This window comes from Embleya sp. NPDC050493 (assembly GCF_044458105.1).
In the GTDB taxonomy this organism is placed as follows: domain Bacteria; phylum Actinomycetota; class Actinomycetes; order Streptomycetales; family Streptomycetaceae; genus Embleya.
Genome location: NZ_JBITHP010000009.1, coordinates 225,423 through 247,038, shown reverse-complemented (window position 1 = coordinate 247,038; position 21,616 = coordinate 225,423). Strand labels below are relative to the sequence as shown.

Annotated in this window: 17 protein-coding genes and 1 tRNA gene; 8 read left to right on the top strand and 10 right to left on the bottom strand. The window is 72.7% G+C overall.

All coding sequences use genetic code 11. The annotated features are described in order from the left end of the window. Positions 1-18: 18 nt before the first annotated feature. Both ACIBM5_RS20150 and ACIBM5_RS20145 read right to left on the bottom strand, forming a co-directional pair. Positions 19-107, bottom strand: a tRNA-Ser gene (locus tag ACIBM5_RS20150). Positions 108-211: 104 nt separating this feature from the next. Continuing rightward, the gene (locus ACIBM5_RS20145; RefSeq protein ID WP_396008104.1) at positions 212-1,726 is read right to left on the bottom strand and encodes a trypsin-like peptidase domain-containing protein; all 1,515 of its coding nucleotides are present in this window, start codon (positions 1,724-1,726) and stop codon (positions 212-214) included. Positions 1,727-2,276: 550 nt separating this feature from the next. On the opposite strand from ACIBM5_RS20145, the gene ACIBM5_RS20140 reads away from it, so the two are divergent. From ACIBM5_RS20140 to ACIBM5_RS20130, 3 genes are all read left to right on the top strand, one after another. After that, complete coding sequence (locus ACIBM5_RS20140; RefSeq protein WP_391587345.1) at positions 2,277-3,104, top strand: glycerophosphodiester phosphodiesterase; 828 nt, start codon at positions 2,277-2,279, stop codon at positions 3,102-3,104. A 206-nt stretch (positions 3,105-3,310) separates the two neighbouring features. After that, positions 3,311-3,784, top strand: a complete 474-nt coding sequence (locus tag ACIBM5_RS20135) for an ATP-binding protein (RefSeq protein ID WP_391587413.1) — start codon at positions 3,311-3,313, stop codon at positions 3,782-3,784. Between the two features lie 420 nt (positions 3,785-4,204). Next, positions 4,205-5,176, top strand: coding sequence for a DUF5926 family protein (locus ACIBM5_RS20130; RefSeq protein ID WP_391587344.1), 972 nt, complete (start codon positions 4,205-4,207; stop codon positions 5,174-5,176). A 53-nt stretch (positions 5,177-5,229) separates the two neighbouring features. On the opposite strand, the gene ACIBM5_RS20125 is transcribed toward ACIBM5_RS20130, so the two are convergent. Then, positions 5,230-7,104 (bottom strand): sensor histidine kinase, encoded by a 1,875-nt coding sequence (locus ACIBM5_RS20125; protein WP_396008103.1) that lies wholly within the window; start codon positions 7,102-7,104, stop codon positions 5,230-5,232. Then, positions 7,101-7,844: a response regulator transcription factor gene (locus ACIBM5_RS20120; protein ID WP_396008102.1), complete on the bottom strand. Its 744-nt coding sequence runs from the start codon at positions 7,842-7,844 to the stop codon at positions 7,101-7,103. Before ACIBM5_RS20120 ends, ACIBM5_RS20125 begins: the two co-directional genes overlap by 4 nt. 158 nt (positions 7,845-8,002) lie before the next feature. Between ACIBM5_RS20120 and ACIBM5_RS20115 the strand changes: the two genes are divergently transcribed. Further along, positions 8,003-10,243, top strand: coding sequence for an MMPL family transporter (locus tag ACIBM5_RS20115; protein WP_396008101.1), 2,241 nt, complete (start codon positions 8,003-8,005; stop codon positions 10,241-10,243). Positions 10,244-10,575: 332 nt separating this feature from the next. Here the strand turns inward: ACIBM5_RS20115 and ACIBM5_RS20110 are convergent, their stop codons facing one another. Together ACIBM5_RS20110 and ACIBM5_RS20105 are read right to left on the bottom strand one after the other, a co-directional pair. Further along, positions 10,576-11,199 carry a hypothetical protein gene (locus ACIBM5_RS20110; protein WP_396008100.1) on the bottom strand — a complete coding sequence of 208 codons (624 nt, stop codon included), beginning with the start codon at positions 11,197-11,199 and terminating at the stop codon, positions 10,576-10,578. Between the two features lie 179 nt (positions 11,200-11,378). After that, positions 11,379-11,987: a bifunctional DNA primase/polymerase gene (locus tag ACIBM5_RS20105; protein WP_391587412.1), complete on the bottom strand. Its 609-nt coding sequence runs from the start codon at positions 11,985-11,987 to the stop codon at positions 11,379-11,381. Between the two features lie 550 nt (positions 11,988-12,537). Between ACIBM5_RS20105 and ACIBM5_RS20100 the strand changes: the two genes are divergently transcribed. Continuing rightward, entirely contained in the window at positions 12,538-13,299 is a 762-nt protein-coding gene (locus ACIBM5_RS20100) for a glycosyltransferase family 2 protein (RefSeq protein WP_391587339.1), read from the top strand. Positions 13,300-13,348: 49 nt separating this feature from the next. Next, on the top strand, positions 13,349-14,812 hold the full coding sequence (locus ACIBM5_RS20095) for a hypothetical protein (RefSeq protein ID WP_396008099.1): 1,464 nt from the start codon (positions 13,349-13,351) through the stop codon (positions 14,810-14,812). Here ACIBM5_RS20095 and ACIBM5_RS20090 read toward each other — a convergent pair. The 4 genes from ACIBM5_RS20090 to ACIBM5_RS20075 all read right to left on the bottom strand — a co-directional run bounded on the left by ACIBM5_RS20090 (position 14,757) and on the right by ACIBM5_RS20075 (position 19,689). Next, the gene (locus ACIBM5_RS20090; RefSeq protein ID WP_396008098.1) at positions 14,757-16,931 is read right to left on the bottom strand and encodes a hypothetical protein; all 2,175 of its coding nucleotides are present in this window, start codon (positions 16,929-16,931) and stop codon (positions 14,757-14,759) included. The two genes, ACIBM5_RS20095 and ACIBM5_RS20090, sit on opposite strands and share 56 nt — an antisense overlap. Positions 16,932-17,012: 81 nt before the next feature. Beyond that, on the bottom strand, positions 17,013-18,206 hold the full coding sequence (gene larC / locus ACIBM5_RS20085; RefSeq protein WP_396008097.1) for a nickel pincer cofactor biosynthesis protein LarC: 1,194 nt from the start codon (positions 18,204-18,206) through the stop codon (positions 17,013-17,015). Positions 18,207-18,330: 124 nt separating this feature from the next. Next, the gene (larB, locus tag ACIBM5_RS20080; RefSeq protein ID WP_396008096.1) at positions 18,331-19,146 is read right to left on the bottom strand and encodes a nickel pincer cofactor biosynthesis protein LarB; all 816 of its coding nucleotides are present in this window, start codon (positions 19,144-19,146) and stop codon (positions 18,331-18,333) included. Between the two features lie 102 nt (positions 19,147-19,248). Beyond that, the gene (locus ACIBM5_RS20075; RefSeq protein ID WP_391587335.1) at positions 19,249-19,689 is read right to left on the bottom strand and encodes an ATP-binding protein; all 441 of its coding nucleotides are present in this window, start codon (positions 19,687-19,689) and stop codon (positions 19,249-19,251) included. 314 nt (positions 19,690-20,003) lie between these two features. On the opposite strand from ACIBM5_RS20075, the gene ACIBM5_RS20070 reads away from it, so the two are divergent. Both ACIBM5_RS20070 and ACIBM5_RS20065 read left to right on the top strand, forming a co-directional pair. Next, the gene (locus ACIBM5_RS20070; RefSeq protein WP_396008095.1) at positions 20,004-20,732 is read left to right on the top strand and encodes a hypothetical protein; all 729 of its coding nucleotides are present in this window, start codon (positions 20,004-20,006) and stop codon (positions 20,730-20,732) included. Between the two features lie 128 nt (positions 20,733-20,860). After that, positions 20,861-21,610: a YcnI family protein gene (locus ACIBM5_RS20065; protein WP_396008094.1), complete on the top strand. Its 750-nt coding sequence runs from the start codon at positions 20,861-20,863 to the stop codon at positions 21,608-21,610. The last annotated feature ends 6 nt before the right edge of the window (positions 21,611-21,616 follow it).

The window sequence follows — 21,616 nt, the reverse complement described above, 5'->3', positions numbered from 1 at the left end:
CCATCCCGCGGCTTCCTGCGGAGGACGTGGGATTCGAACCCACGAGCAAGGTCACCCCTGCTAGCAGTTTTCAAGACTGCCGCCATCGGCCACTAGGCGAGTCCTCCAGCGCCGCGACCTGGTGGGGGTGCGGGCGGGATCAGTCTCTCATGAGCGATGGCTCGGATCACTGGGGATTCCGGGCGGGCCCATGGGTGGCCGGGGGCGGGGGTCAGTTGTCGCCCACGCGCTGGCCCAGGGTGACCTCGGTGGTGGCTTCCTTGCCGTCGCGCTGGTAGGTGACCTTGACCTTGTCGCCCGGGCGGTGGCTCCAGATCTCGCTGAACAGGTCCTCGTAGGAGCCGATCGCCCGGTTGTTGAGCCTGGTGATCACGTCGCCGGCCTTCAAGCCGGCCTTTGCCGCCGGGCCGTTCGCGGTGACCGGGTCCTGGCCGTTGGTGCTCTGCGCCACGATCTGCGCGCCGGTGCCGGTGTAGCGCGAGTCGGGCAGGATGCCCATCTGGGCGTAGACCGGCTTGTTGCCCTGGATCAGGGTGTCCGCGACCCACCGGGCCTGGTTGATCGGGATCGCGAAGCCCAGGCCGATGCTGCCGGATTCCTGCTGCTGGCCGAACGGGGACTGCCCGCCGCCGCCGGTCGAGCGGATCGCCGAGTTGATTCCGATCACCTCGCCGGCCGCGTTCAGGAGCGGACCGCCGGAGTTGCCGGGGTTGATCGCCGCGTCGGTCTGGATCGCGTTCATGTACGAGACCTTTTGCTGGTCGCCGGAGGCGACCGGGCGGTCCTTGGCGCTCACGATGCCCGTGGTCACGGTGTTGGAGAGGGTGAACGGTGCGCCGATCGCGATCACCGGGTCGCCGACCGCGACCTTGTCGTTGTCGCCCAGCGGCAGCGGCTGGATGTTGGTGGGCATGTCGTCGACCTTGATCACCGCGAGGTCGTACCCCTCGGCGCGGCCGACGATCTTCGCCGGCTTGGTGGTGCCGTCGGAGAAGGTCACGCTCAGCTCGCCACCGGCGGCGGCCAGCGACACCACGTGGTTGTTGGTCAGGATGTGGCCCTGCTTGTCGTACACGAAGCCCGCGCCGGTGCCGCTCTCGGTGCCCTGGCCGGACACCTTGCCCTTGGTCTTGATCGTCACCGTGCTCGGCACCGCCTGCTTGGCGATGCCCGCCACGCTCGTGGGCGAGCGGTTCAGCGAGGCCGGGTCCACCGGCGAGGAGGACGGGCCGACGCCCGCCGCGGCCGGCTTGTCGTCCCGCTCCGCGATCCACGCGCCCACCCCGCCGCCGACACCGCCGGCGAGCAGCGCGGCCACCACGGCGGCGACCAGGATCCCGGACGGCCGGCGCTTGGGCTTGGGCGGTGCGCCGAAACCGGGGTAGCCCGGGTAGCCGGGGTAGGCACCGGTCGTCCCGAATGGCGGAACCCCCGCGCCGCCCGCCGCACCCGCTGCGGGTGCGGCGGCGAACGCGGCGGGCACCTCGGCCGTCGGCTCACCCACCGGCGGCAGCGCCGCGGTGGACGGCCCGGCCTCCCCGTGCGGCTGCCCCACGGTGGGCGCCCCGACCGGCTTGGCCGGCACCTCGGAGCGGAACTCCGGCTCCGCCGCCGCGGACCCGATCCCCGGCTCCGCCGGCAGTGGTGTGGCGGAGGACGATCCGTGGCCCTCCCCTGGCACCGGTGAACCGACTTCGCCGCCGGTCACGTCGCGGTCGTCGCTCACGGTCTTCCTCCCACACACATTCGGAATGTTTGATGCCCACAGACTTCCCGACGCCCTGTCTGAACACCGTAAGCGCCGGACGTCCCGACCGCTCGTCCCTCTTATCCCGGGGTTATCCGCGCAGGTGGAGCCGGTCGCACAGGGGTGTAAATCTCGGAGGAATCACCGAAGATCGGCCCCGAAAACGCCCCGCGACCCGACCCACGAGGCCCCGCAGACGCCATCGCTCGCCCACCGCGACCTCGGCGAAGCCGTATCCCCACCCCCCGCCGGCCCCGGCCCCGCCGCCCGGCCGTTCGCAACTCGCGCTCACCTCCGCCGACCCGCCGACCCGCCGACCCGCAGACCCGCCAACCCCGGCCGGTACACAACGCGCAATCGCCCCACACACCCACACACGTCCACACACGCCGACGCACGCCGACGCACGCCGACGCACGCATGCGCATACCGGTACACATCGGCACACAACTCCCGTACCGAACCGGGACACCGCCGCCCGACACCTGCCCGTCACCGAGCGCTCACCTCGGGATGGCACGATTGGTCCGTGTCAACCATCGGGGCGCGCCCGCTGCGCGCCAACGTGCAGGTCGTCGCCCACCGCGGTGCGTCCGACACCGTCCCCGAGCACACGCTCGCGGCCTATCTCCAGGCCATCGAGGACGGCGCCGATGCCCTGGAATGCGATGTCCGCCTGACCGCCGACGGCCATCTGGTGTGCGTGCACGACCGCAAGGTCGACCGCACCTCCAACGGCAGCGGCATCGTCTCGACGCTGGAGCTCGCGGACCTGTCCGCGCTCGACTTCGGCTCCTGGAAGGAATCCGGCGTCGAACGCGAACGCCCCGAGGAACCCGAGGCCCCCGACTGGGACCGCCGCTCGGTGCTCACCCTGGAACGCCTGCTCGAACTGGTCGTGGACGCGCCCCGCCCGGTGCGCCTGGCCATCGAGACCAAGCACCCCACCCGGTACGCGGGACTGGTCGAGCGTCGCCTCGTCGATCTGCTGGAGCGGTTCGGGCTTACCCGGCCGGCCGCCGAGGACCCGTCGCCGATCCGGGTGATGAGCTTCTCCCAGTTGTCCCTGCGTCGGATGCGACTGATGGCACCCGAGTTGCCCACCGTGTTCCTGATGGAGCACGTGCCGCTGCTGTTCCGGGACGGCACGCTGCCCCGGGACGTGCGCATCGCCGGCCCCAGCATCGACATCGTGCGGGCCCACCCGCGCTACGTCGCCCGCCTGCATCGGGCCGGGCACCGGGTGCACGTGTGGACCGTGGACACCCCCGAGGACGTCGAGTTGTGCCTGCGGCTCGGCGTGGATGCCATCATCACGAATCGGCCACGACAGGTACTGGCCCAAGTGTCCGGTTAGCCCCGATTAGGGGGCGTACGCTGGTAGCCTTTCGGGGCGTTATATCCGTCTTGGCAGGATCGCATACCCCTATACGCCCCTGGGCGAGTCGGAGCGCGCGGCGCCCCGCCGTTTCCCGTCCGCCGGCATCGGGCATCTCAAGCCCGACGCGCGAGACATGCGTGCGAGGCAGGCGTGTGAGTGCACTGAGGAGGCCGGGGGTGGCAATGGTCGTGGCCCGTGGGGTGCCCGATTCCGCGGCGGTGTTGGTACCGCACGCTCCGGTCGGTGTGTCCGCGGCTCGGCACCGCCTGGCCACCGATCTCGACAAACGCGGCATCGCCGGGGACGTCGTGGACGACGCGGTGCTGATCCTGTCCGAACTGTTGAGCAACGCGCTACGCCACGCCCGAGCCCTGCCGTCCGGGAACGTCCGCGCCGCCTGGTGGGTGCGTCCCGACGGACTGCTGGCGATCGAGGTCACCGACGGCGGCAGTTCCACCCGTCCCCGGCAGGCCAGCCCGTCACTGAGCGCACACGGGGGTCGTGGCCTGTCCATCATCGGCACGCTCGCGGCCGACTGGGGCGTGCGCGGCACGCCGGACGAGGTCACCGTGTGGGCGCTGGTCCCGGTCCGGGCCCGGACCGCCGACCGCCTGTGGGACGAATTCGATGTCGACGCAGTGGAGCCGCTCGACTGAAACCCGGGCTCTGACCCCGGGCTCCGACCCCGGGACCTGACCCCGGGACCTGACCCCGGGCTCCGACCCCCGGCCCTGACTCCGGGACCTGGCCCCGGCTCTGCCCCCGGGTCCTGACCCCGGGCCAACCCTGACCTCGGCCCTCGGCCGCGCACCACGCACCGGCGACACCCGCGCCCTGGCGACGCCCGACAGAGCCGAACCCACACCACCTTCCCGCCCACCCTGCGGACCGGCCCGTCGCCGCACGCGTTGCCCGCCCCACCCGGCCGACCACCGCGCCGCACCCCCGCCGCACCCCGCCGCCCGCACGTCGCGCACGCGTTCGAGCGTCAACCCATGCCCGCGGAACTCAGTACCCTCGGACCTGGTGAGTCGTCGACCACCATCCCCCCGACACCGAGGCGGAGAGACCGCAGCATGGGCAAGAAGGCCGCGCTGAAGGGCCACACCGGCAACAAGACCCAGACCGCAGCCGCCACGGGATCCGTCCCGGTCGTCGGCGGTCGCGAACCGTGCCCGTGCAACTCGGGCCGCCGGTACAAGGCATGTCACGGGCGCGAGGCGGCCTCCGCCGCCGAGACGCTCGTCCTGCGTCCCTTCCAGGGGCTGCCGAACGAGTGCGACTGGATCGCGCTGCGCGAACTGGTCCCGGCCGCGACCGCGCGGTTGACCCTGACCGGCGAGCACGCCGACCAGGTGGTCACCCTCGCGACCGTGTTGCCGATGGCCTGGCCCGCACTGCGGCGCGCCGACGGCGCGATCCTGGTGGGTCTGCAGACCCACACCAGCTCGGGCGACGTCAGCCGGGACCTCGCGCACGCCCTGGAGCGCGCGCTCGCCCAGGAGGACGGCACGTCGGTCGCCCCCGGCCCGCTGCCCGAGTCCGGCGACCGGTTGCAGGACCTGCTCGACCTGTCCAAGCCGCTGGAGATCACCGTGCACCCGGGCTTCGACTTCTGGGTGGACGATCCGGCCGCGATGAACGCCGAGGTGAGCGCATCGCTGGAGCGGGCGAACGCGGCGGCCATGCCGACCGTTCGGCTGTCCTCGGTGGACGCCGCCTACTGGTGCGGCACCACCGAGAAGAACCACCTGCGCTGGGTCATGCCGCACGCGGAGGAGGAACTGCTCGACGCCATCGCGCGGCTGCACGCGGCCGGCGAGTCGAGCCTGGGCGAGGGCACCCGCTTCGTCGGCTCGTTCCGCGCGCACGGGCTGCTCGTCCCGGTGTGGGATCTGCCGACCACGATGACCGCCGAGGACGTGGAGAAGCCGGCCCGCGAATTCGGTGAGCGCCTCGCCGCCGCGATGGCGGACACCAGCCCGCTGACGCCGCGTCAGCGCAGCGCCCGCAACGGTCTGCTGAACCGTCAGATCACACTGAACTGACCGTCGGATCACACTGAACCGACCGTCGGATCACGTCGAACCGACAATCGGGATCACGCCGAACCAGGGCCCGACCCCGTCCGGTGGACCATGGCCGGTCCGCCGGACGGGACCCGGTGGGATTCCGCGGTCGGCGACACGAGTGCCGGCGGTTGCGGGCCGGGGGCCCGGCTCTTCGTCCCGTCCGTCGCACCGTCCTGCCGAGGTGCGTCGGCTTCCGCCGCCCCGGCCGGCAACGCCGCGTCGTCGTGCCGGAGTGCGTCGGTATCCTCGGCCGCGGCCGGCAGTTCGACGATGACGGTCAGGCCCGCCCCCGGTTCGGTCTCGACCCGCACGGTGCCCCGGTTCGCGGCCACTCCGGCCCACACGATGGCCATGCCCAGCCCGCTCCCCGAGTCGGCGCCCGCCGCCCCGTTCCCGCCGCGTTCGCGCGCGGCCCGGAAGAAGCGGTCGAAGATGCGCTCGGCATCCTGCGGTCGCATGCCCGGGCCCTCGTCGCGCACGCGCAACACGGCCCGCCGCTCCCCGTCGTCGCCCGCAGCCTCGGACACCGACACGTGCACATCCGCGGACACCGGCGTGTGCGCCCGCACATTGGTCAGCAGATTGCCGACGATCTGGCTCAGCGTCGCCCCGTCGGCCAGCACCACGCAGGTATCCGGCACGTCCGTATGCACCCGCCGAGCCGGCTGCTGGGCACCCAGGTCGGCGACCGCCCCGCGCACCACGCACACCAGGTCGATGGGACGCGGCCGCAACTGCGGACGCTGGTCCAGCCGCGCCAGCGCCAACAACTCGTCGACCAGCCGGTCCATCCGCTCGGCCTCGACACCCATCCGGTCCAGCGCTCGGATGCGCTCGTCCTCCGACGCCAGCATTCCCTTCTCGTACAACTGCAGATAGCCGCGAATCGCCGCCAACGGCGTCCGCAGCTCGTGCGACGCGTCGGCCACGAACCGCTTGAGGTGGGTCGCCGCGTGTTCGCGGATCTCGAACGCCGACTCGACCTGCTGCAACATCGCGTTCAACGCGGTCCGCAACTGCTCGACCTCGCTGAACGACCGCTTGCGCGGCGCCACCCGCGCGGACAGATCGGGTCGGTCCGGACCGCCCTCGGCGATGCCCGACGCCGTCTCGACCATGTCCTCCAAGGGTCGCAACCGCCACCATGCGACGAAGTAGATGGACCCGCCCAGCAGCACCAGCAGGGCTCCGCCGACCAACAGTTCGAAGTGCACGACCCGGTCGACCACACCGGCGATGTCCTGGGTCGAGCGGGCGAGCAGGATGTAATGGCCGTCGCCCAGGCGCACCGCCGCCGCCCGGTAGTCCTCTCCCGCGAGGGAGATGCCACGCGGCTCGGCGTGCGGCGCCATGCCGCGCGGGTCCCGGAACTGCGCCGCCAGAGCACGTTGCAGGGCGTCGGGTGCCCGGTCGGCGATCGGCATGGCCGTGCCGAACTCGTCGACCAGCACGAAGACCTTGCCGTGCAGCCCGGCCGACATCAGTACGTCGCGCAGGCCCGCGGTCGGGCCCGGTTCGGACAACTGCGCCCGGGTGATGCCGGTCCGCTCGATGCCCGCCCGGCCCGTGGCCAGGTCCTCGTCGACACCCGACTCCAGATAGTGCCGAACCCCCATCATGCTGAACCCGATCAGCAGTGCCAGCCCGATCGCGAGCACCGCGATGCTGCTCAGTGCCAGCGTCGCCCGCATGGCGACGATGTGCGGACGCTTCCGCACCCGCCGCAGCACGATCCCCGGGCGGACCCGCCCCGCCCGCGCGCTGTCGCCGCCGCCCCCGGACCCGCCCGCCTTCCCGCCCCGGCGCAGACGCGGTGGCCCGCCCGGTCGTTTGCCCAATCGTTTGCCCGGTCGCCCGTCCACCCCGTCGCCCGTGTCACCGCGCTCCTCGAACTCGCCGGTCATGCGCCGAAGTCCGCCGGTCGCAGTCCGTACCCCACGCCTCGCCGCGTGGTGATCAGCGGCGGCCCGTCCGGCGCCAGCGGATCGAGCTTGCGGCGCAGGTAGCTGATGTACGTCTCGACCACCGTCGACTCCACGACGTGCTCGTACTGCCACACCTCGCGCAGCAGTTGCTCCTTCGGCACGATCCGGTCGCCGTGTCGGATCAGGTGGCGCAGGAGCGCGAACTCGGTCGGGGTCAGTTCCACGCCGCGTCCGCCCCGGCGCGCGGTGTACGTCGCCTCGTCCAACTCCAGGTCGCCGTGCCGCAGTACGGGCGGACGCGGGACCGGCTGGGCGCTCTCGTCCGGCATCGGCCGGGTGCGCCGCAGCACCGCGCGGGTACGCGCGACCAACTCGTCCACATTGAACGGCTTGGTGATGTAGTCGTCGCCGCCGAGGGTAAGTCCCTTGACGACGTCCGCGGGGGCATCGCGGGCGGTGAGGAACACGACCGCGATGTCCGGGCGTTCGGCCCGCAGCACCCGGCACACCTGGCGTCCGTCGCCGTCCGGGAGGGTGATGTCGAGGAGCACCACGTCCGGCCGCTCCCTGCGCGCGACGGCGAGCGCCGCATGCACCCCGTCCGCCGTGACCACCTCGAAACCGTGGAAACGCAGGGTGATGGCGAGGACGTCGGTGATGCTCGGCTCGTCCTCGACCACCAGGACCTTGGCGCCCGCACGCGGCTGACTGCTGCTCATGCCCCCAGTATCCGGCCGAAGTTTGCGGAACTTCGGGGGACTGATTGTGAGCTTCCTGTGAGTTGGCCGCCGGCCGGCCGTGCCGCCACCGGATCGACCGAATCTGGCCCGAGCAAGCACAACCGGGCCGCGAGGCCCGCACGAGGAAGGAAACGGCTATGGCGGCCTGGGCGCGCTGGTGTCTCGATCATCGGTTGGCGGTGCTCCTGCTCTGGGTGGCCGCGCTGTTCGGAACCGTCGCGGCGAGCGTGACGCTGGGCAGCGCGTACTCCAACGTGTTCAAGATCCCCGGCACCGAGTCGTCGACCGCGTACGAACGCCTGGAGAAGGCCTTCCCCGACACGGCCGGCGATGTGGACAACGTGGTGTGGCGGACCGAGCACGGCACCGTGCACGACCCCGCGGTACGCGACCGGATGGCCGCGCTGCTCGCCGACATCGCGCGCATGCCCGACGTCGGCCGCGTGGTCGGCCCGTACGGCCCGGACGGCGCCGCGCAGGTCAGCGCGGACGGTCGCATCGCGTTCGCCCAGGTGACCTTCGTCAAGCAGCAGTTCGAGCTGGACACCGAGGATCTCGAGGAGCTGATCGAGCGCGCCGAGGAGGCACGTGCGCCCGGACTGCACGTCGAACTCGGCGGACCCGCGATCGAGGCCGCCCAGGAACCCCCGGCGGGGCTCGCCGAGGGCGTGGGCATCGTCGCGGCGGGCATCATCCTCTTCCTGGCCTTCGGATCGTTGTTCGCGATGCTGCTCCCGCTGGTCAGCGGGGTGTTCGCGGTCGGCACCGGCATCTCGGCGGTCATCCTGCTCAGCCACGTCACCGACATCCCCGAGACCGCGACGCTGCTGGGCAGCCTGATCGGGCTCGGCGTGGGCATCGACTACGCCCTGTTCATCGTGACGCGGCACCGCAACGGCCTCAGGGCCGGGCTCACCCCCGAAGAGGCGGCGGTACGGGCCCTGAACACCTCCGGCCGGGCCGTCGTGTTCGCCGGCGGCACGGTGTGCGTCGCGCTGCTGGCGCTGTTCACCGTCGACATCGCCCTGTTCGACGGGATCGCGATCAGCACCACACTCGTCGTGGTACTGAGCGTGTTTGCCTCCGCCACCCTGCTGCCCGCACTGCTCGGCATGCTCGGCATGCGCGCGCTCAGCCGTCGCGAACGCCGGGCACTGGCCGCACAGTCAGCCGCGGGCGCCGCCCCGCAGAGCGCGGAGGCCGGGAGCGCCGCCATGCGCTGGGCGCGCCTGGTGCAACGCCGGCCCCGAACCCTCGGCCTGGTCGCACTTGTCGTCATGGCGGCCCTGTCCGTGCCGACCCTCTCGCTTCGCCTGGGCGCCAACGACCAGGGGAATCAGCCGACTTCGCAGACCGTCCGGCAGGCGTACGACCTGCTCGCCGAGGGCTTCGGCCCGGGCTTCAACGGCCCGTTGCTCATGGTCGCCGAACTCGACGGTCCGCAGGACCGGCAGGCGCTGGACTCCCTGATCACCGAATTGCGCCGCACTCCCGGTGTCGTGCGCGTGGTCGAGGCTCCGGTGCCCGCCGACGCCCGCGGACTCGCCGCCGGCACCCGGGTCGTCCAGGTCGTACCCACGACGTCCCCGCAGGCCGCGGCCACCGACCGGCTGATCGACACGCTGCGTGACGAGATCGTGCCCGCCGCCGCCGAGGGCAGCACGCTGAAGGTCCACATCGGCGGCGAGACCGCGCTGCAGAAGGACTTCGCGGCCGTGGTCGGCGATCGTATGCCGGGCTTCATCGCCCTCATCGTGGGGCTGGGCGCGCTGCTCATGCTGGTCGCGTTCCGCAGCCTGCTGGTACCGCTGACCGCCGCGCTGATGAACCTGATCGCCGCGTGCGCGTCGTTCGGCATGCTGGTCGCGATCTTCCAGTGGGGCTGGGGCATGGACCTGCTGGGGCTGGGCAAGGAGGGGCCGATCATCTCCTTCCTGCCGGTCATCATGCTGCCGCTGCTGTTCGGGCTCTCGATGGACTACCAGGTCTTCCTGGTCAGCCGCATGCACGAGGAATGGCTGCGCACCGGCGACAACGCCCGTGCGGTGCGCGTGGGTCAGGCCGGGACCGGGCGCGTGATCAACTCGGCCGCGCTCATCATGATCTTCGTGTTCGCCTCGTTCGTCCTCAGCGGCGACCGCGGCGCGATGATGGCCGGCCTCGGCCTGGCGGGCGCGGTCGCGTTGGACGCGTTCATCCTGCGCATGCTGCTCGTTCCCGCCATGATGCACCTCCTCGGACGCGCCAACTGGTGGTTGCCCGCGTGGCTCGACAGGGTGCTGCCGCACCTGGCGGTGGACCCGCCCGACCGGCCCGCCGACGACCCGGCCGGCCCCGCCGAGGGCACCCCGGAGAAGGTGCTGACGCCCAGCCGGTAGGCATACGGGACACGAGGTCGTACGGACGACGATCGCCCGCGCGCCCGGCTACGGGCGTGCGGGAGCGGTCGTGAACGGTCGTGATCGGTCGACAACCGGACCCGGATTGGAGATCCGCCGGCTTGTTGTTACCTTTGACCCAGCTCGGTCGCTGATGCATCCCCCGTCTTCAGCGGCCGGGCCCTTCACTTTTCCGGGGTCTTTTCCCGAATTTGTCCCGTGCTCTTTCCGGGTCGCCGACACCGCGATTCCTCGACGGGTTCGACGAGAATTCGCCGCATTCGCCGGCCGGTGTGTCGACCCGGGTTCGCGCGCGCCTCGGGGGTGCGGGCTCAGCGCTGAGCGGTCGCCGACCCGGACCGGAGCAGCTTGGTCAGACCGTCCTTGGAGGCCAGCTCGGCCACCGCGGACCAGCCGTCGAGACCCTTGGGCGCCCGCACCCGCGGGGTGTCGCAGCGGCCCTCGGTCTCCTTGGGCTCGACCGAGCAGTTCACCCGCAGCGTGCCGCCGCCGGGCTGCAGCACGCTCATCACCAGCAACAGCGGCTCGGGCGTGGGGTTTCGGTAGTAGACGCGGCCCCAGACCTCCGAACCGTCGCGCTCGACACAGGTCTGCGCCCGGACCCCCTTGGGGCCGTCGATCGCCTTGCCGCACACGCTCTCCGTGCCCGCGGCCGGCGAAGTGGCGCTCCCCGCCGAGGACTTCGCGGCGGGCTTGCCGCCGATCAGTTCGAGCAGCTTGGCCGAATCCGCCCGATCGCCGTCGCCCACACCGTTTCCGAACTCGGCCGCCTTGGCGGCGCTCGGGCGGGTGGTCGGCCCCGAGTCGGCGGTGTGGCGGCCCTTGTCCGAACCCGCCGAGTCCGCGGAGGCGGCGGCGAGCGGAACGATCAGGCACAGACCCACGACCGCGCCCAGAGCCACCGTGCGGACGTGACCCGTGCGTGGGCGCTGCATGGTGTCTCCTAGCGCGCGAAGCCCCCTTCCACACGCGTCCCGACGGGCGGGATTCGGGTGCGGAACGGGGCCGGAATGATCGGCTCGCCGAGCCTATCGCGCCGCCACTACGTGCAGCGATCACCACATGTTGCGGTTACGCCACAACGATCACTCCATCGCGTGACGGCGCGCCTCGATCAGGCTCTGGGCTCGGCGTGTTGGCAGGTGTCCACGAGCGTGCGGACCAGGTCGGCCACGCCCGGCAACCACGGCCCGCCGGCCGTCGGATCCCCGGAGGGCGCCGGTGGCCTGGCCCAGCGCAGCAGGCCACCCTGCACCCGGGACGGCGGCAGCGCGAGATAGCCGCCGTCGCCGTGGAAGCGCAGGGTCGAGGGCACCGTGCCGTACCGATCGAGGCCGTATCGGTCCAGCAACTCACCCAGTTCGCCCAACTCGTATGGCTCGACCAGGAACGCGTAGCGGCCCGGCGCGGCGACGACCGGACCGGTACGCACACCGAGCCGGGCGAGTTGGTCCAGCGAGCGGGCACCGGCTTCCGACGGCACGCTCAATGCCGCCACCCGCCCACCCGTCGCCAGGATCACCGACGCGTCGGGGGTCTGTTGCCACCACCAGCGCGCCATGCGTTCGTCACATGTGGCCGCGAGCAGGGGAGGTTCACCCGGATGGGCGCCCGGCACGCGACATTCGGTAGCACCACAACGACACACGCCCGACCAGCGGTCGTATCCGACGCCGGGAACCACCGGCCAGCGCCATCTCGCACACGTCAGCACGGCCGACATCAATGCGGTGCGTTCCCTCCGTCGTCTTCCGAGGATCTCGCGCAGCATGCGCTCGTTCCTTTCCGTGAACGTGGAAGCACTATGCGTGATACTCAGGTACTCCGCAGCCGACCATGACGAGGCCGCTTGGCGGCACATGGCGCGAGGTGGCGCAGGGGTGGCGAATTACGGCGCCCGGTACGGGTGTTGCCCTCGCGAATCGGGCCTCGGGCGGGAGATGGGGGCTCCCGAGCGGACCGTTGTGCCATCCATTGCTGCGGTTTGCGCTGCGGTTGGGTCTGTTGGTCTCTGCCTGGGGCGACACCGCGCCGATGCGACGCCGCGCCTATTCCAGCACTCCTCACCGAGGACGACGAACGGCCGGCCCTCGGAGGTTCCGCAGATCTCACGAGACCGCGATCACAGGATCCTGGAGCATACCCGCGATGTGGCTCCCTTCCGTTGTACCCCCAACGCCGGTGACCTTCACGCCGCCGCGCCGCGCCGTTGGGCAGGACGGGTGGAACCCGGCGGCATTCGAGGCACCTCGATCGGCTCGTAGGATCACGCCATGGCGGAGCACACGACCGGCACACCGACCGGCGACACGGCCGTGGTGATCCCGGCATACGACGAGGCACAACGAATTTCGGCCACGGTCGAGGCGGCGCGATCGATCGCCGGTGTGGACCTCGTGGTGGTGGTGGACGACGGTTCGCGGGACGACACCGCCGCCGCGGCAAGGGCGGCGGGTGCGGTGCCGGTGCGCCACGGGCGCAATCGCGGCAAGGCCGGCGCGATGGAGACCGGCGCCGCCGTGGTCGCCGCGATCGACCTGCGCGAGGGCCGGGAACAACCGCGCCACCTGCTGTTCCTGGACGCCGACCTGGAGCACACCGCCACCGCCGCGGCGCCGCTGATCGACCCGGTACGGTCCGGGACGGCGGCGATGACCATCGCGGTGTTGCCGCCCCAGCTGCGTGCCGGTGGCGGACACGGGTTCGTGGTCCGGGCCGCCCGGGACGGCATCGCCCGGGCCTCCGGCTTCACCGCGACGCAGCCGCTTTCCGGCCAGCGCTGTCTGACCCGCGCCGCGTTCGAGGCGGCACTGCCGCTCGCGGCCGGCTTCGGCGTCGAGACCGGGCTGACCATCGACCTGGTCCGCCAGGGTTTCCCGGTCGAGGAGGTCGAGGTCGCACTGCACCACCGGGTGACCGGCACGGACTTCGCCGCGCAGCGTCATCGGGCCCGGCAGTACGCGCATGTGGCCCGGGCCCTGGCCGAGCGAGGCGCGGCCGGGGCGCTGCCCGGGGCGATTCGTGGGCGTGGCTGAACCGGTGGCGGTCCGGCCCGCCGCGGCGCGTCGCCCGTCGATGTTTCACGTGGAACATGCGTTTGGGACGCTCGCGCTCGGCCTGTGCGCGCTGGCGATCGCCCTGGTCGTGCTGACCGGCCTGCTCGGGCCCTCGGCCGCACAGCCGCCGCTGCCGGGCGGGCCGTCCTGGCTGCCGCCGTACCGCTTCACGGCCCACCCCGCCGCGGGGTTGGTGACCGGCCTGCTGCTCGCGGCGGCCCTGGTGGGCGTGATCGGCATCGCGCTGGCGCTGCGCGAACTGGGTCGAGGCTGGGCCCCGGACCCGGGTCGGCTCACCCTCGGCGGCGCGCTCGCCGCGCTCGCGGTGGTGTGCGTGCCGCCGATGGGCTCGGCCGACCACCTCGTCTACGCCGCCTACGGGCGTCTGGCGGCCACCGGCGGCGACCCCTACCGGGACACCGCCGCGACCCTGGTGCGGGACGGGGATCCGGTCGGCATCGCGGTCGAGGCGCCGTGGACCGACGTACCGTCGGTGTACGGACCGGTGGCCACCGCGGAGCAGTGGCTCGCGGCCCGGATCGGCGGCACCTCGGTGCACCAGATCGTGCTGGTGCTGACCCTGCTCGGAGCGGCCGCGTTCGTACTCACCGGGCTGCTGCTCCAGCGTGCGGCCGGCCCGGATCGGGTCGCCCGGGCCCGGGTGGCGATCCTGTGGTCGCTCAATCCGCTGCTGCTGTTCGTGGCGGTGGGCGCCGGCCATCTGGACGCGTTCGCGCTGGTGTTCGCGGTGGGCGCGCTGGTCGCGGTGCGCCGCTCCCCCGTGCTCGCGGGTGTCCTGGTCGGTCTGGCCTGCGCGGCGAAGGTCTCCCTCGGGCTGTACGTCCTGGCCCTGGCATGGGGCCTGCGCGGGCGGCCGCGCGCGCTCGGCGCGATGCTCGGGGCGGGGCTCGTGGTCGGCGTCGCGGCCTATCTGCCGGTCGGCTTCGGCGCGTTCGATCAGCTCCGGGAGAACGCCAGGCTGGTCTCGCTCGCGGTGCCGCTGCGGCTGGTGCTGGGTCCGCTGGAGTCGGCCGCCGGGCACGACGGGGCACGCTCGCTGATCGGCCTGCTCGGCTGGATTCTGGCCGCGCTGGTGGTGTGGCTGCTGGCCCGGACCGCCGCCCGGGCCCGGCCTCCGGCGATGGCACACGTACTGCGCGACAGCGCCGCGGCGGCCGCGCTGTTGTCCCTGGCCTGGCTGCTGACCACGCCGTACAGCCTGCCCTGGTACGACGTCGCGGCCTGGGCGCCGCTCGTGCTGCTCGCGCCGTCCGCGCTCGACGGGCTGCTGCTGGCCCGCAGCACGCTCCTGGTGTGCGCGTACGTCCCCGGCCGGGTCGTCCCGCTGCCGGACGCGGTGGACACCCTCCAGCGCACCCTGCGCGGCACCGTCGGCCCGTGGGCGGGCGCGGCGATCCTGGTCGCGGTGGTGCTGGTCAGTCGGCGCGCGGGCGGGCCGCCCGGGGCGGGCTCTCGAACCCCCGCCGGATAGGCCGCGGCGCCGCCACGGCTGCGATCACCGCGATGGCCAGCGGCGCCGCAATCGTGAGCGCGACCGCCGGGATCTGGATGCCGGAGTCGTTCACCGCGTAGCCGACCACCGCGGTCAGCCAGCACGCGATCAGCGTCGAGCGCAGCCACGGCACCGCCTCGAAGGACCGGGCCAGGGCCGGCGCCCGCCACTTCGACGGATCGCGCACGGCGAGGATGAGCAGCACGAACACGACCGGGATGATCAGCGTGAACGGCGTGGTGAACGAGTGCAGGTTGCCCATGATCTTGCGGTGCAGCGTGTCGCCCGCGTCGCCGTCGAGGATCTCCTGGACGAACCGGCCCAGGTGCGAGCGGCTCGCCGCCGGGCGGCGCCAGTCCAGGACGGCGATGGTGCCGATCACCACGACCGCGCCCAGGCCGACCAGGCCGACCTTGGCCCACGAGATCCGGGTGCCGGTCAGGAGCAGACCGAGCACCGCCAGGCCCGGGATCAGCGCCAGTACGCCACCGAAGTCGCTGCCGAAGGCCGGCCATCCGTCGGCCACCACCGCGACCGCGCCCACCGCCGAGAGCACCACGATCGCCGCCCGCCGGCGATCGGCGGCGAGCAGCCGGCCCACCGGCCACCCGACGGCGAGCAGCACGGCCATCGCGAAGATCGTCCAGGCGACGTTGCCGAAGCCGTAGAACCGGCCCGCGACCAGCGGGGACAGGCCGAACAGGGTGTTCATCTGGAGCGGTGAGCCGACCATCACGTCGCCGGCCAGGATCACCGCGGTGGCCGCGGCGACCACGCCCGCCGGGCCGTACGGGTGCCTGCGCCAGGGGCCGAGCAGGGCGAGGGCCGCGAGCACGGCGGCGAACGCGACGGTGAGTCCGAGCAGCGTCCAGGCCGGGTCGCCGGCCTGCTCCCACGGCACCAGGCCGACCAGGAAGGACCCGCCGGGGACCGCCCCGAAGAACACCCCGATCACGGTCGCGGTGCGTATCACCGTGCGCCGGGCCCGGGTCCGGCCGCCACGCGCGAACCGCACGGCGAGCCACAGCGCGATCGCCGCGCAGACGATCGGCAACAGGGTGACCCAGGTGAAGAAGTACCAGGCCTCGCGCACCGTGCGCGACGCCTGGGCGCCCGCGTCGAACAGGCGCAGCTCGTCGATCGCGGCGCCGCCGAAGGGGCCCGCCGCCCGGGTGTACACCGCGCCGACCAGCGCGCTCGGCGCGTCGATGCCCAGCGGCGCAAGCAGGCTCGGGGCCAGGTCGGTGAGCTGGACCAGGCCGTCGTTGCGCGTCGAGGTGGCGGTCAGGTAGCCGGAGCCGAAGGTCGTGCCGGGCGCGGTGCCGGGGCCGCTCACCAGGAGCGCGCGCAGGTGCGGGGTGCCGGTGTCATCGGCGAGGCCGGCCACCACGAGTTGGGTGCGCGGCGGCAGCGCGGCGGCGATCCGGGCCACCTGCGCGTCCACCACCCGCAGCCGGTCGGCGCGGTCGACGCCGGGGCCGGTCAGCCCGCCGAGGTCGACCAGGGTCAGGGCGGAACGCTCGATCAGCGCGGTGTCCACGGCGGCCGGATCCGGCAGGTAGGCACCGCGCACCCGACCGCTCGGGTCGGCGCTCGCGTAGGCCGCGCCGGGGCCGACCGAGGTGACCGCCCCGCCGTGCTCGGCGACCGAGCCGGCCAGTTGCCCGTACCTGGGGTTGTAGCCGAAGTCCTCGTTGCGCTCGACGATCGCGCGCATGTTCGGCACCGTCGCCGAGCCGTCCGGGGCCAGGGTCGGCGGCACCGGCTCGGCGCACGGCTCGGCGCTCCGCGCACCGGTCCGGGAATCCGTCGAGCGGGCGCCCGCGCCCGTGGTGAGCCACCCGTCGACGGGACACGCACGCGCATGCACGGTGCGCACCGACATCGCGGCCGAGGTCGCGTGCCCGGCCAGCGCGGCCAGGCCCGGAGTTCCCTTGGCATCGATATCGGCCCAGGTCAGGCCCGGGATCCCGAGCAGCACGACATGGTCGGCGGCGGCGGCGCGGGCGGGCGCGGCGCCGGCCGACCCGGGCAGCGCCGACACCGCGACCACGGCCGTGAGCAGCGCGAGCAGCAACCGGAGGGGACGAGCGATCACGGGTGCCTGCTCCTCGACGTACGCGGCCAACACGGGGACGAATGATCGCCCCAGGCTATGCGGCGCGCCGAGCTGCCATGTTCAGGGCAGCAATCCGGCCGCGTACGCCGCCGCGGTCGCCGCGCCCATCACCACCTTCACCGGTCGGCCCAGCGACGTGGCCACGGCGGCCACGTCCTCGTACTCCGGCTGGGCGTTGACCACCCTGCCGTCGAACATCGCGGTCTTGACCCGCACCGGCAGACCCTCCACCCGTACCGTGCCGAACTCGCGGGCCAGCGCGCGTTTGGCCACCGGCACGATCCGCGCCCCTATCGTCGAGGTCTCCACGAACACCGTGTGCAGCGCGGCGTCCACCCGGTCCGCCGGGACCAGCACGCACAGCGTGTGGGCCGGGCGGCCCTTCTTCATCAGGATCGGCACCAACCACGCGTCGCCCGCGCCGATCGCGAGCAGTTTGCCCAGCACCGCCGGCCACAGACGCGGGTCGAGGTCGTCCACGTTGGTCTCGATCAGCACGTCCTCGCCGGTCGGTTGGATCCGCTGCGCCTCGCACGGCTCGCCGAGCACGACCCGCAGGATGTTGGGCACCTCCTCGACCCGACGGCTGCCCGCGCCGGCCCCGTCCGCGGTGATCCGCAGGGCCGGCATCGGCCCCCAGGTCCGGCACACCGAGGTGAGCAGGGCCGCACCGGTGGGCGTGCACATCTCGTACGGGGCCGGGCCCGCGTACACCGGGGCGGCGGCCACCCGCATCAGTTCGAGCACGGCCGGCACCGGCACCGGCAACACACCGTGCGCGGCCCGGACGCTGCCGCTGCCCAGCGCGACCGGCGAGCCGACCGCCTCCTCGATGCCCAGTGCGTGCAGCGCCGTGCAGGTGCCGACCACGTCGGCGATCGCGTCCAGCGCGCCGACCTCGTGGAAGTGCACCTCCTCGGGCGGACATCCGTGCGCGCGGGCCTCGGCGTGCGCGAGTCGGCCGAACACGTCGTGCGCCCGGGCATGCACGGGTTCGGGCAGATCGGCCCGGTCGAGCAGGTCGCGGACGTCGTGCCAGGTGCGATGCACATGGCTGGGCACGGTCTTGACGATGGCACGGGTCGCGGCGATCCCGTGTCGGTCGGTGCGTTCGACGGTGATCGGAATCGGTTCGACGCTCACCGCGTCGACGGCTTGCTGGACGGCCTCCAGCGGGGCGCCGGCGTCGATCAGGGCCCCGAGCAGCATGTCGCCGCTCGCACCGGCCTGGCACTGGAACCATGCGATGGCCAAGCGGATACCTCCCCTCGCGGCCACTGTCGCAGCCGACGGGGGGTCCTGCCGGGAAACCGACGAAGCGACCGAAACCGACCGCATTCTTGCGTTTGGCTGTTCCCGTGCTTCGGCGCTCGGTCGGTTAAGGCGTTGCGGAGTCGGGCGTTACGGCATCGGGCGTCGCGTCGGTCCGGTCCGACCGGGCGCGTCGCGCCACTCGGGCCGCGAACACGCCCGCCCCGAAGCCGTTGTCGATGTTGCACACCGCGACTCCGGGCGCGCACGAGTTGAGCATCGCCAGCAGCGCCGCGAGGCCGCCGAAGGACGCGCCGTAGCCCACGCTGGTGGGCACCGCGAGCACCGGCACCGACACCAGGCCCGCCACGACACTGGGCAGTGCGCCCTCCATGCCGGCGACCACGATCAGACAGTCCGCCGCGTCGAGTTCGGCGTGCACCGCGAGCAGCCGGTGGATGCCGGCCACGCCCACGTCCTCGATCCGCTCCACCCGGGCGCCGAACAGACGCGCGGTGAACGCGGCCTCTCCCGCCACCGCCACGTCCGAGGTGCCCGCGGAGACCACCCGGACCAGGCCGCGGGTCGCCGGCGGCGCGCCCACCGCAACGCACGTGCCGCCGTCGTCGGTGTAGGCCTCGCCGGGAAACGCCGCGTACACCGCCTCGACCACGGCCGCCGAGGCCCGGGTGGCGAGTGCGGGCCGGCGACTCGTCTCGCGCAATCGACGAAAGAGCGCGACGGTCTGTTCGGGGGTCTTGCCGGCCGCGAAGACCACCTCGGGATCTCCGGTGCGCAGTTCCCGATGGGTGTCCACCCGGGCGAATCCCAGGTCCGCGAAGCCCGCCGCGGGCCCGCGGACGAGGGCGTCGAGCGCCTCGGCCACGCCCGCCTCGCCGGCGGCCACGCGGTCGAGCAATTCCCGTACCTCGGCCCGGTCCACTGCTCCGATCGTAGCCTTACGCCGGAACGAGCCCGTCCGGCACGGCCGTTCGGGTCGGGCCCGGTCCCGGCCGGCACCCCGGCCGGGACCCTCGCGCCCCGGCTACGACACCGGGACCAGCGCGTCCTTGCGCCAGCGCAGCGTCTTCTCGAAGCGCAGCACCGCACCGCGCCTGGGATGGTTGCTGAGCTGCACGTGGTCGGTCATCGCCCGGATCAGCATCAATCCTCGGCCGTTCTCCGCACCCGGACCGACCGCGACCGCCGATCCGCGCAGCCGATCGGGGGGAAAACCCGGGCCGCCGTCGATGATCTCGACCCGACAACAATCACCGGTAATACCGGCACGAATCTGATATTCGGAATACGGCCCGCCCCGGGCGTGCTCCACCACATTCGCGCACGCCTCGGACAGCGCGAGGCCGATCTCCATCGCGATCTCTCGATCCACCCCCGCGGTCTCCATGGCGCCGACCAAAAGCCTGCGCGCCATCGGTACGCTCGCCGTATCCCGTGGCAGGTGGACAGTCCACCTCATGTCCATGAGCGGCCTTTCGACTTCTCTGGGAGTCCGGCTCTATCCGGCGGTCTCTCCCCATTGGCGGGGAGACACACCTGGTTTTATTGCCGCCGGTCGGTCTCGGTATGCGCACATCACTTGATCGGTCGTCAATAGTCCGTGAAGACGATTCGTTCGGCCGCATCCCGGGGACACCACCTGCCCGCCCCGCGGTGTCGGAACGCCGGCGGGCGGCGACGACGAACGGCGAGCGGGAATTGCCGGCCCCGGGCACAGGGGGCCGTCGTGCGATGAGACGATGGGGCGTCATGCAGGCCGTGTCCGTACCTTTCCGCGCTGTGCGCGCCGCCGTGTTCGCGGCGGTCTGCGCCGCGCTCGCGGCATGCGGTCACGCGTGGATGTCGAGCGCGCCGCTGCCGTTGTGGGCGCCCGTCGCCGGCTTCGGTGTGGTGTTCGTCTCGGCCTTCGCCGGCGCCGGTCGGCAGCGCTCCCTCGGCTCGATCACCGCGCTGCTCGCGATGGGCCAACTCGCGCTGCACTCCCTGTTCGCCACGGCCGCGAGCGCCGCCGCGCCCACCGGCTCGGCCCGCCCCGGCGGCTCGGGGGCGAGCACCCTGCTGGACCGACTGTTGTGCGGCCCGCGCGACTCGGCCGGGCACATCCTGCTGCCTCCGGGCTGGACGTCCGAGCAGATCGTGCGCAGCGCGCGGGTGGACCCCGCGCTGTTCCCGGCTCCGGCGCCGAGCGGGCATCACCACATGTCCGGCTCCGGGCCGATGCTGCTGGACGGCGGCACCGCGATGGTGTGCGCGCACCTGGTGGCGGCCCTGCTCACCGGCTGGTGGCTGCGGCGCGGCGAAGCCGCGCTGTTCGCCCTGATCGAACTGGCCTCGGCACCGCTGCGCGTGGTGCTCGCGGTGTTGTGCGGCGTGGTGGTCCCGGTCGCCGAGCCGGCGGGCCGGGCCCGGCGGACCGGCGCGGAGCCGGACCTGACCACCCATCAGACGCTGCTTCGGCATGCGGTGACCCGGCGCGGCCCGCCGGTGGAGTACGCGCTCGCCTGCTGATCCCGGATGATCCCGCTCGACCGGGTGCCGGATCGGCGGTGGCGCGTGTCCGCCCTCCTGCCGTCCCCTCCCGGACCGAGGCCGACCCAGTGTGCCCTCGGCCGGATCACCCATGGAGCAGACACCCCATGACCCTGTCCACCACGCGCCGCCGGCTGTCCGTGGCAGCCGCCTCGGCCGGCGCCGGCATCCTCTTCTTCGCGGGCTCGGCCTCCGCGCACGTGAGCGTGCAGCCGGGCACCGCCGACCAGGGCTCCTACGCCAAGGTCGCCTTCCGGGTCCCCAACGAGCGCGACGACGCGGGGACCACCAAGCTCGAGATCACCCTGCCCGCCGACAAGCCGCTCACGTCGGTGCAGACCCGGGCGATGCCGGGCTGGAAGGCGGAGGTCGAGAAGACCAAGCTGGCCACGCCGATCGACAACCACGGCAAGCCGCTCACCGAGGTGGTCTCCAAGATCACCTGGACCGCGGACGCCGGCACCCGGGTGAACCCGGGCACGTTCGAGGACTTCGAGGTGTCCATGGGCAAGCTGCCCACCGACACCGACAAGCTCGTCTTCAAGGCCGTGCAGACCTACGACAGCGGCGAGGTCGTGCGCTGGATCGACCTGGCCGGTCCGGACGGCAAGGAGCCGCAGTACCCGGCGCCGACCCTCAAGCTCACCGCCAAGGCGGGCGCCGGCACGACGCCGACCGCCGCGTCGGCCAAGCCCTCGACCGACGCCAAGGCGTCCGTCGCCGCGGTCGCCGAGGACAAGAGCGACGACTCGACCGCCCGCACGCTCGGCGTGGTCGGCATCGTGGTCGGCGTACTGGGCCTGGGCGCCGGCGTGTTCGCCGTCCTGCGCGCGTCGCGTCGGGGCACCTCCGCCTGATCCTCG

Bases quoted from the DNA above. Each gene is read 5' to 3' on its own strand.
- ACIBM5_RS20065 (WP_396008094.1), top strand. From the start codon at position 20,861: ATGACCCTGTCCACCACGCGCCGCCGGCTGTCCGTGGCAGCCGCCTCG.
- ACIBM5_RS20130 (WP_391587344.1), top strand. From the start codon at position 4,205: ATGGGCAAGAAGGCCGCGCTGAAGGGCCACACCGGCAACAAGACCCAG.
- ACIBM5_RS20105 (WP_391587412.1), bottom strand. From the start codon at position 11,987: ATGTCGGCCGTGCTGACGTGTGCGAGATGGCGCTGGCCGGTGGTTCCC.
- ACIBM5_RS20125 (WP_396008103.1), bottom strand. From the start codon at position 7,104: ATGACCGGCGAGTTCGAGGAGCGCGGTGACACGGGCGACGGGGTGGAC.
- ACIBM5_RS20075 (WP_391587335.1), bottom strand. From the start codon at position 19,689: ATGGACATGAGGTGGACTGTCCACCTGCCACGGGATACGGCGAGCGTA.
- ACIBM5_RS20110 (WP_396008100.1), bottom strand. From the start codon at position 11,199: ATGCAGCGCCCACGCACGGGTCACGTCCGCACGGTGGCTCTGGGCGCG.
- ACIBM5_RS20135 (WP_391587413.1), top strand. From the start codon at position 3,311: ATGGTCGTGGCCCGTGGGGTGCCCGATTCCGCGGCGGTGTTGGTACCG.
- ACIBM5_RS20115 (WP_396008101.1), top strand. From the start codon at position 8,003: ATGGCGGCCTGGGCGCGCTGGTGTCTCGATCATCGGTTGGCGGTGCTC.
- ACIBM5_RS20120 (WP_396008102.1), bottom strand. From the start codon at position 7,844: ATGAGCAGCAGTCAGCCGCGTGCGGGCGCCAAGGTCCTGGTGGTCGAG.
- ACIBM5_RS20100 (WP_391587339.1), top strand. From the start codon at position 12,538: ATGGCGGAGCACACGACCGGCACACCGACCGGCGACACGGCCGTGGTG.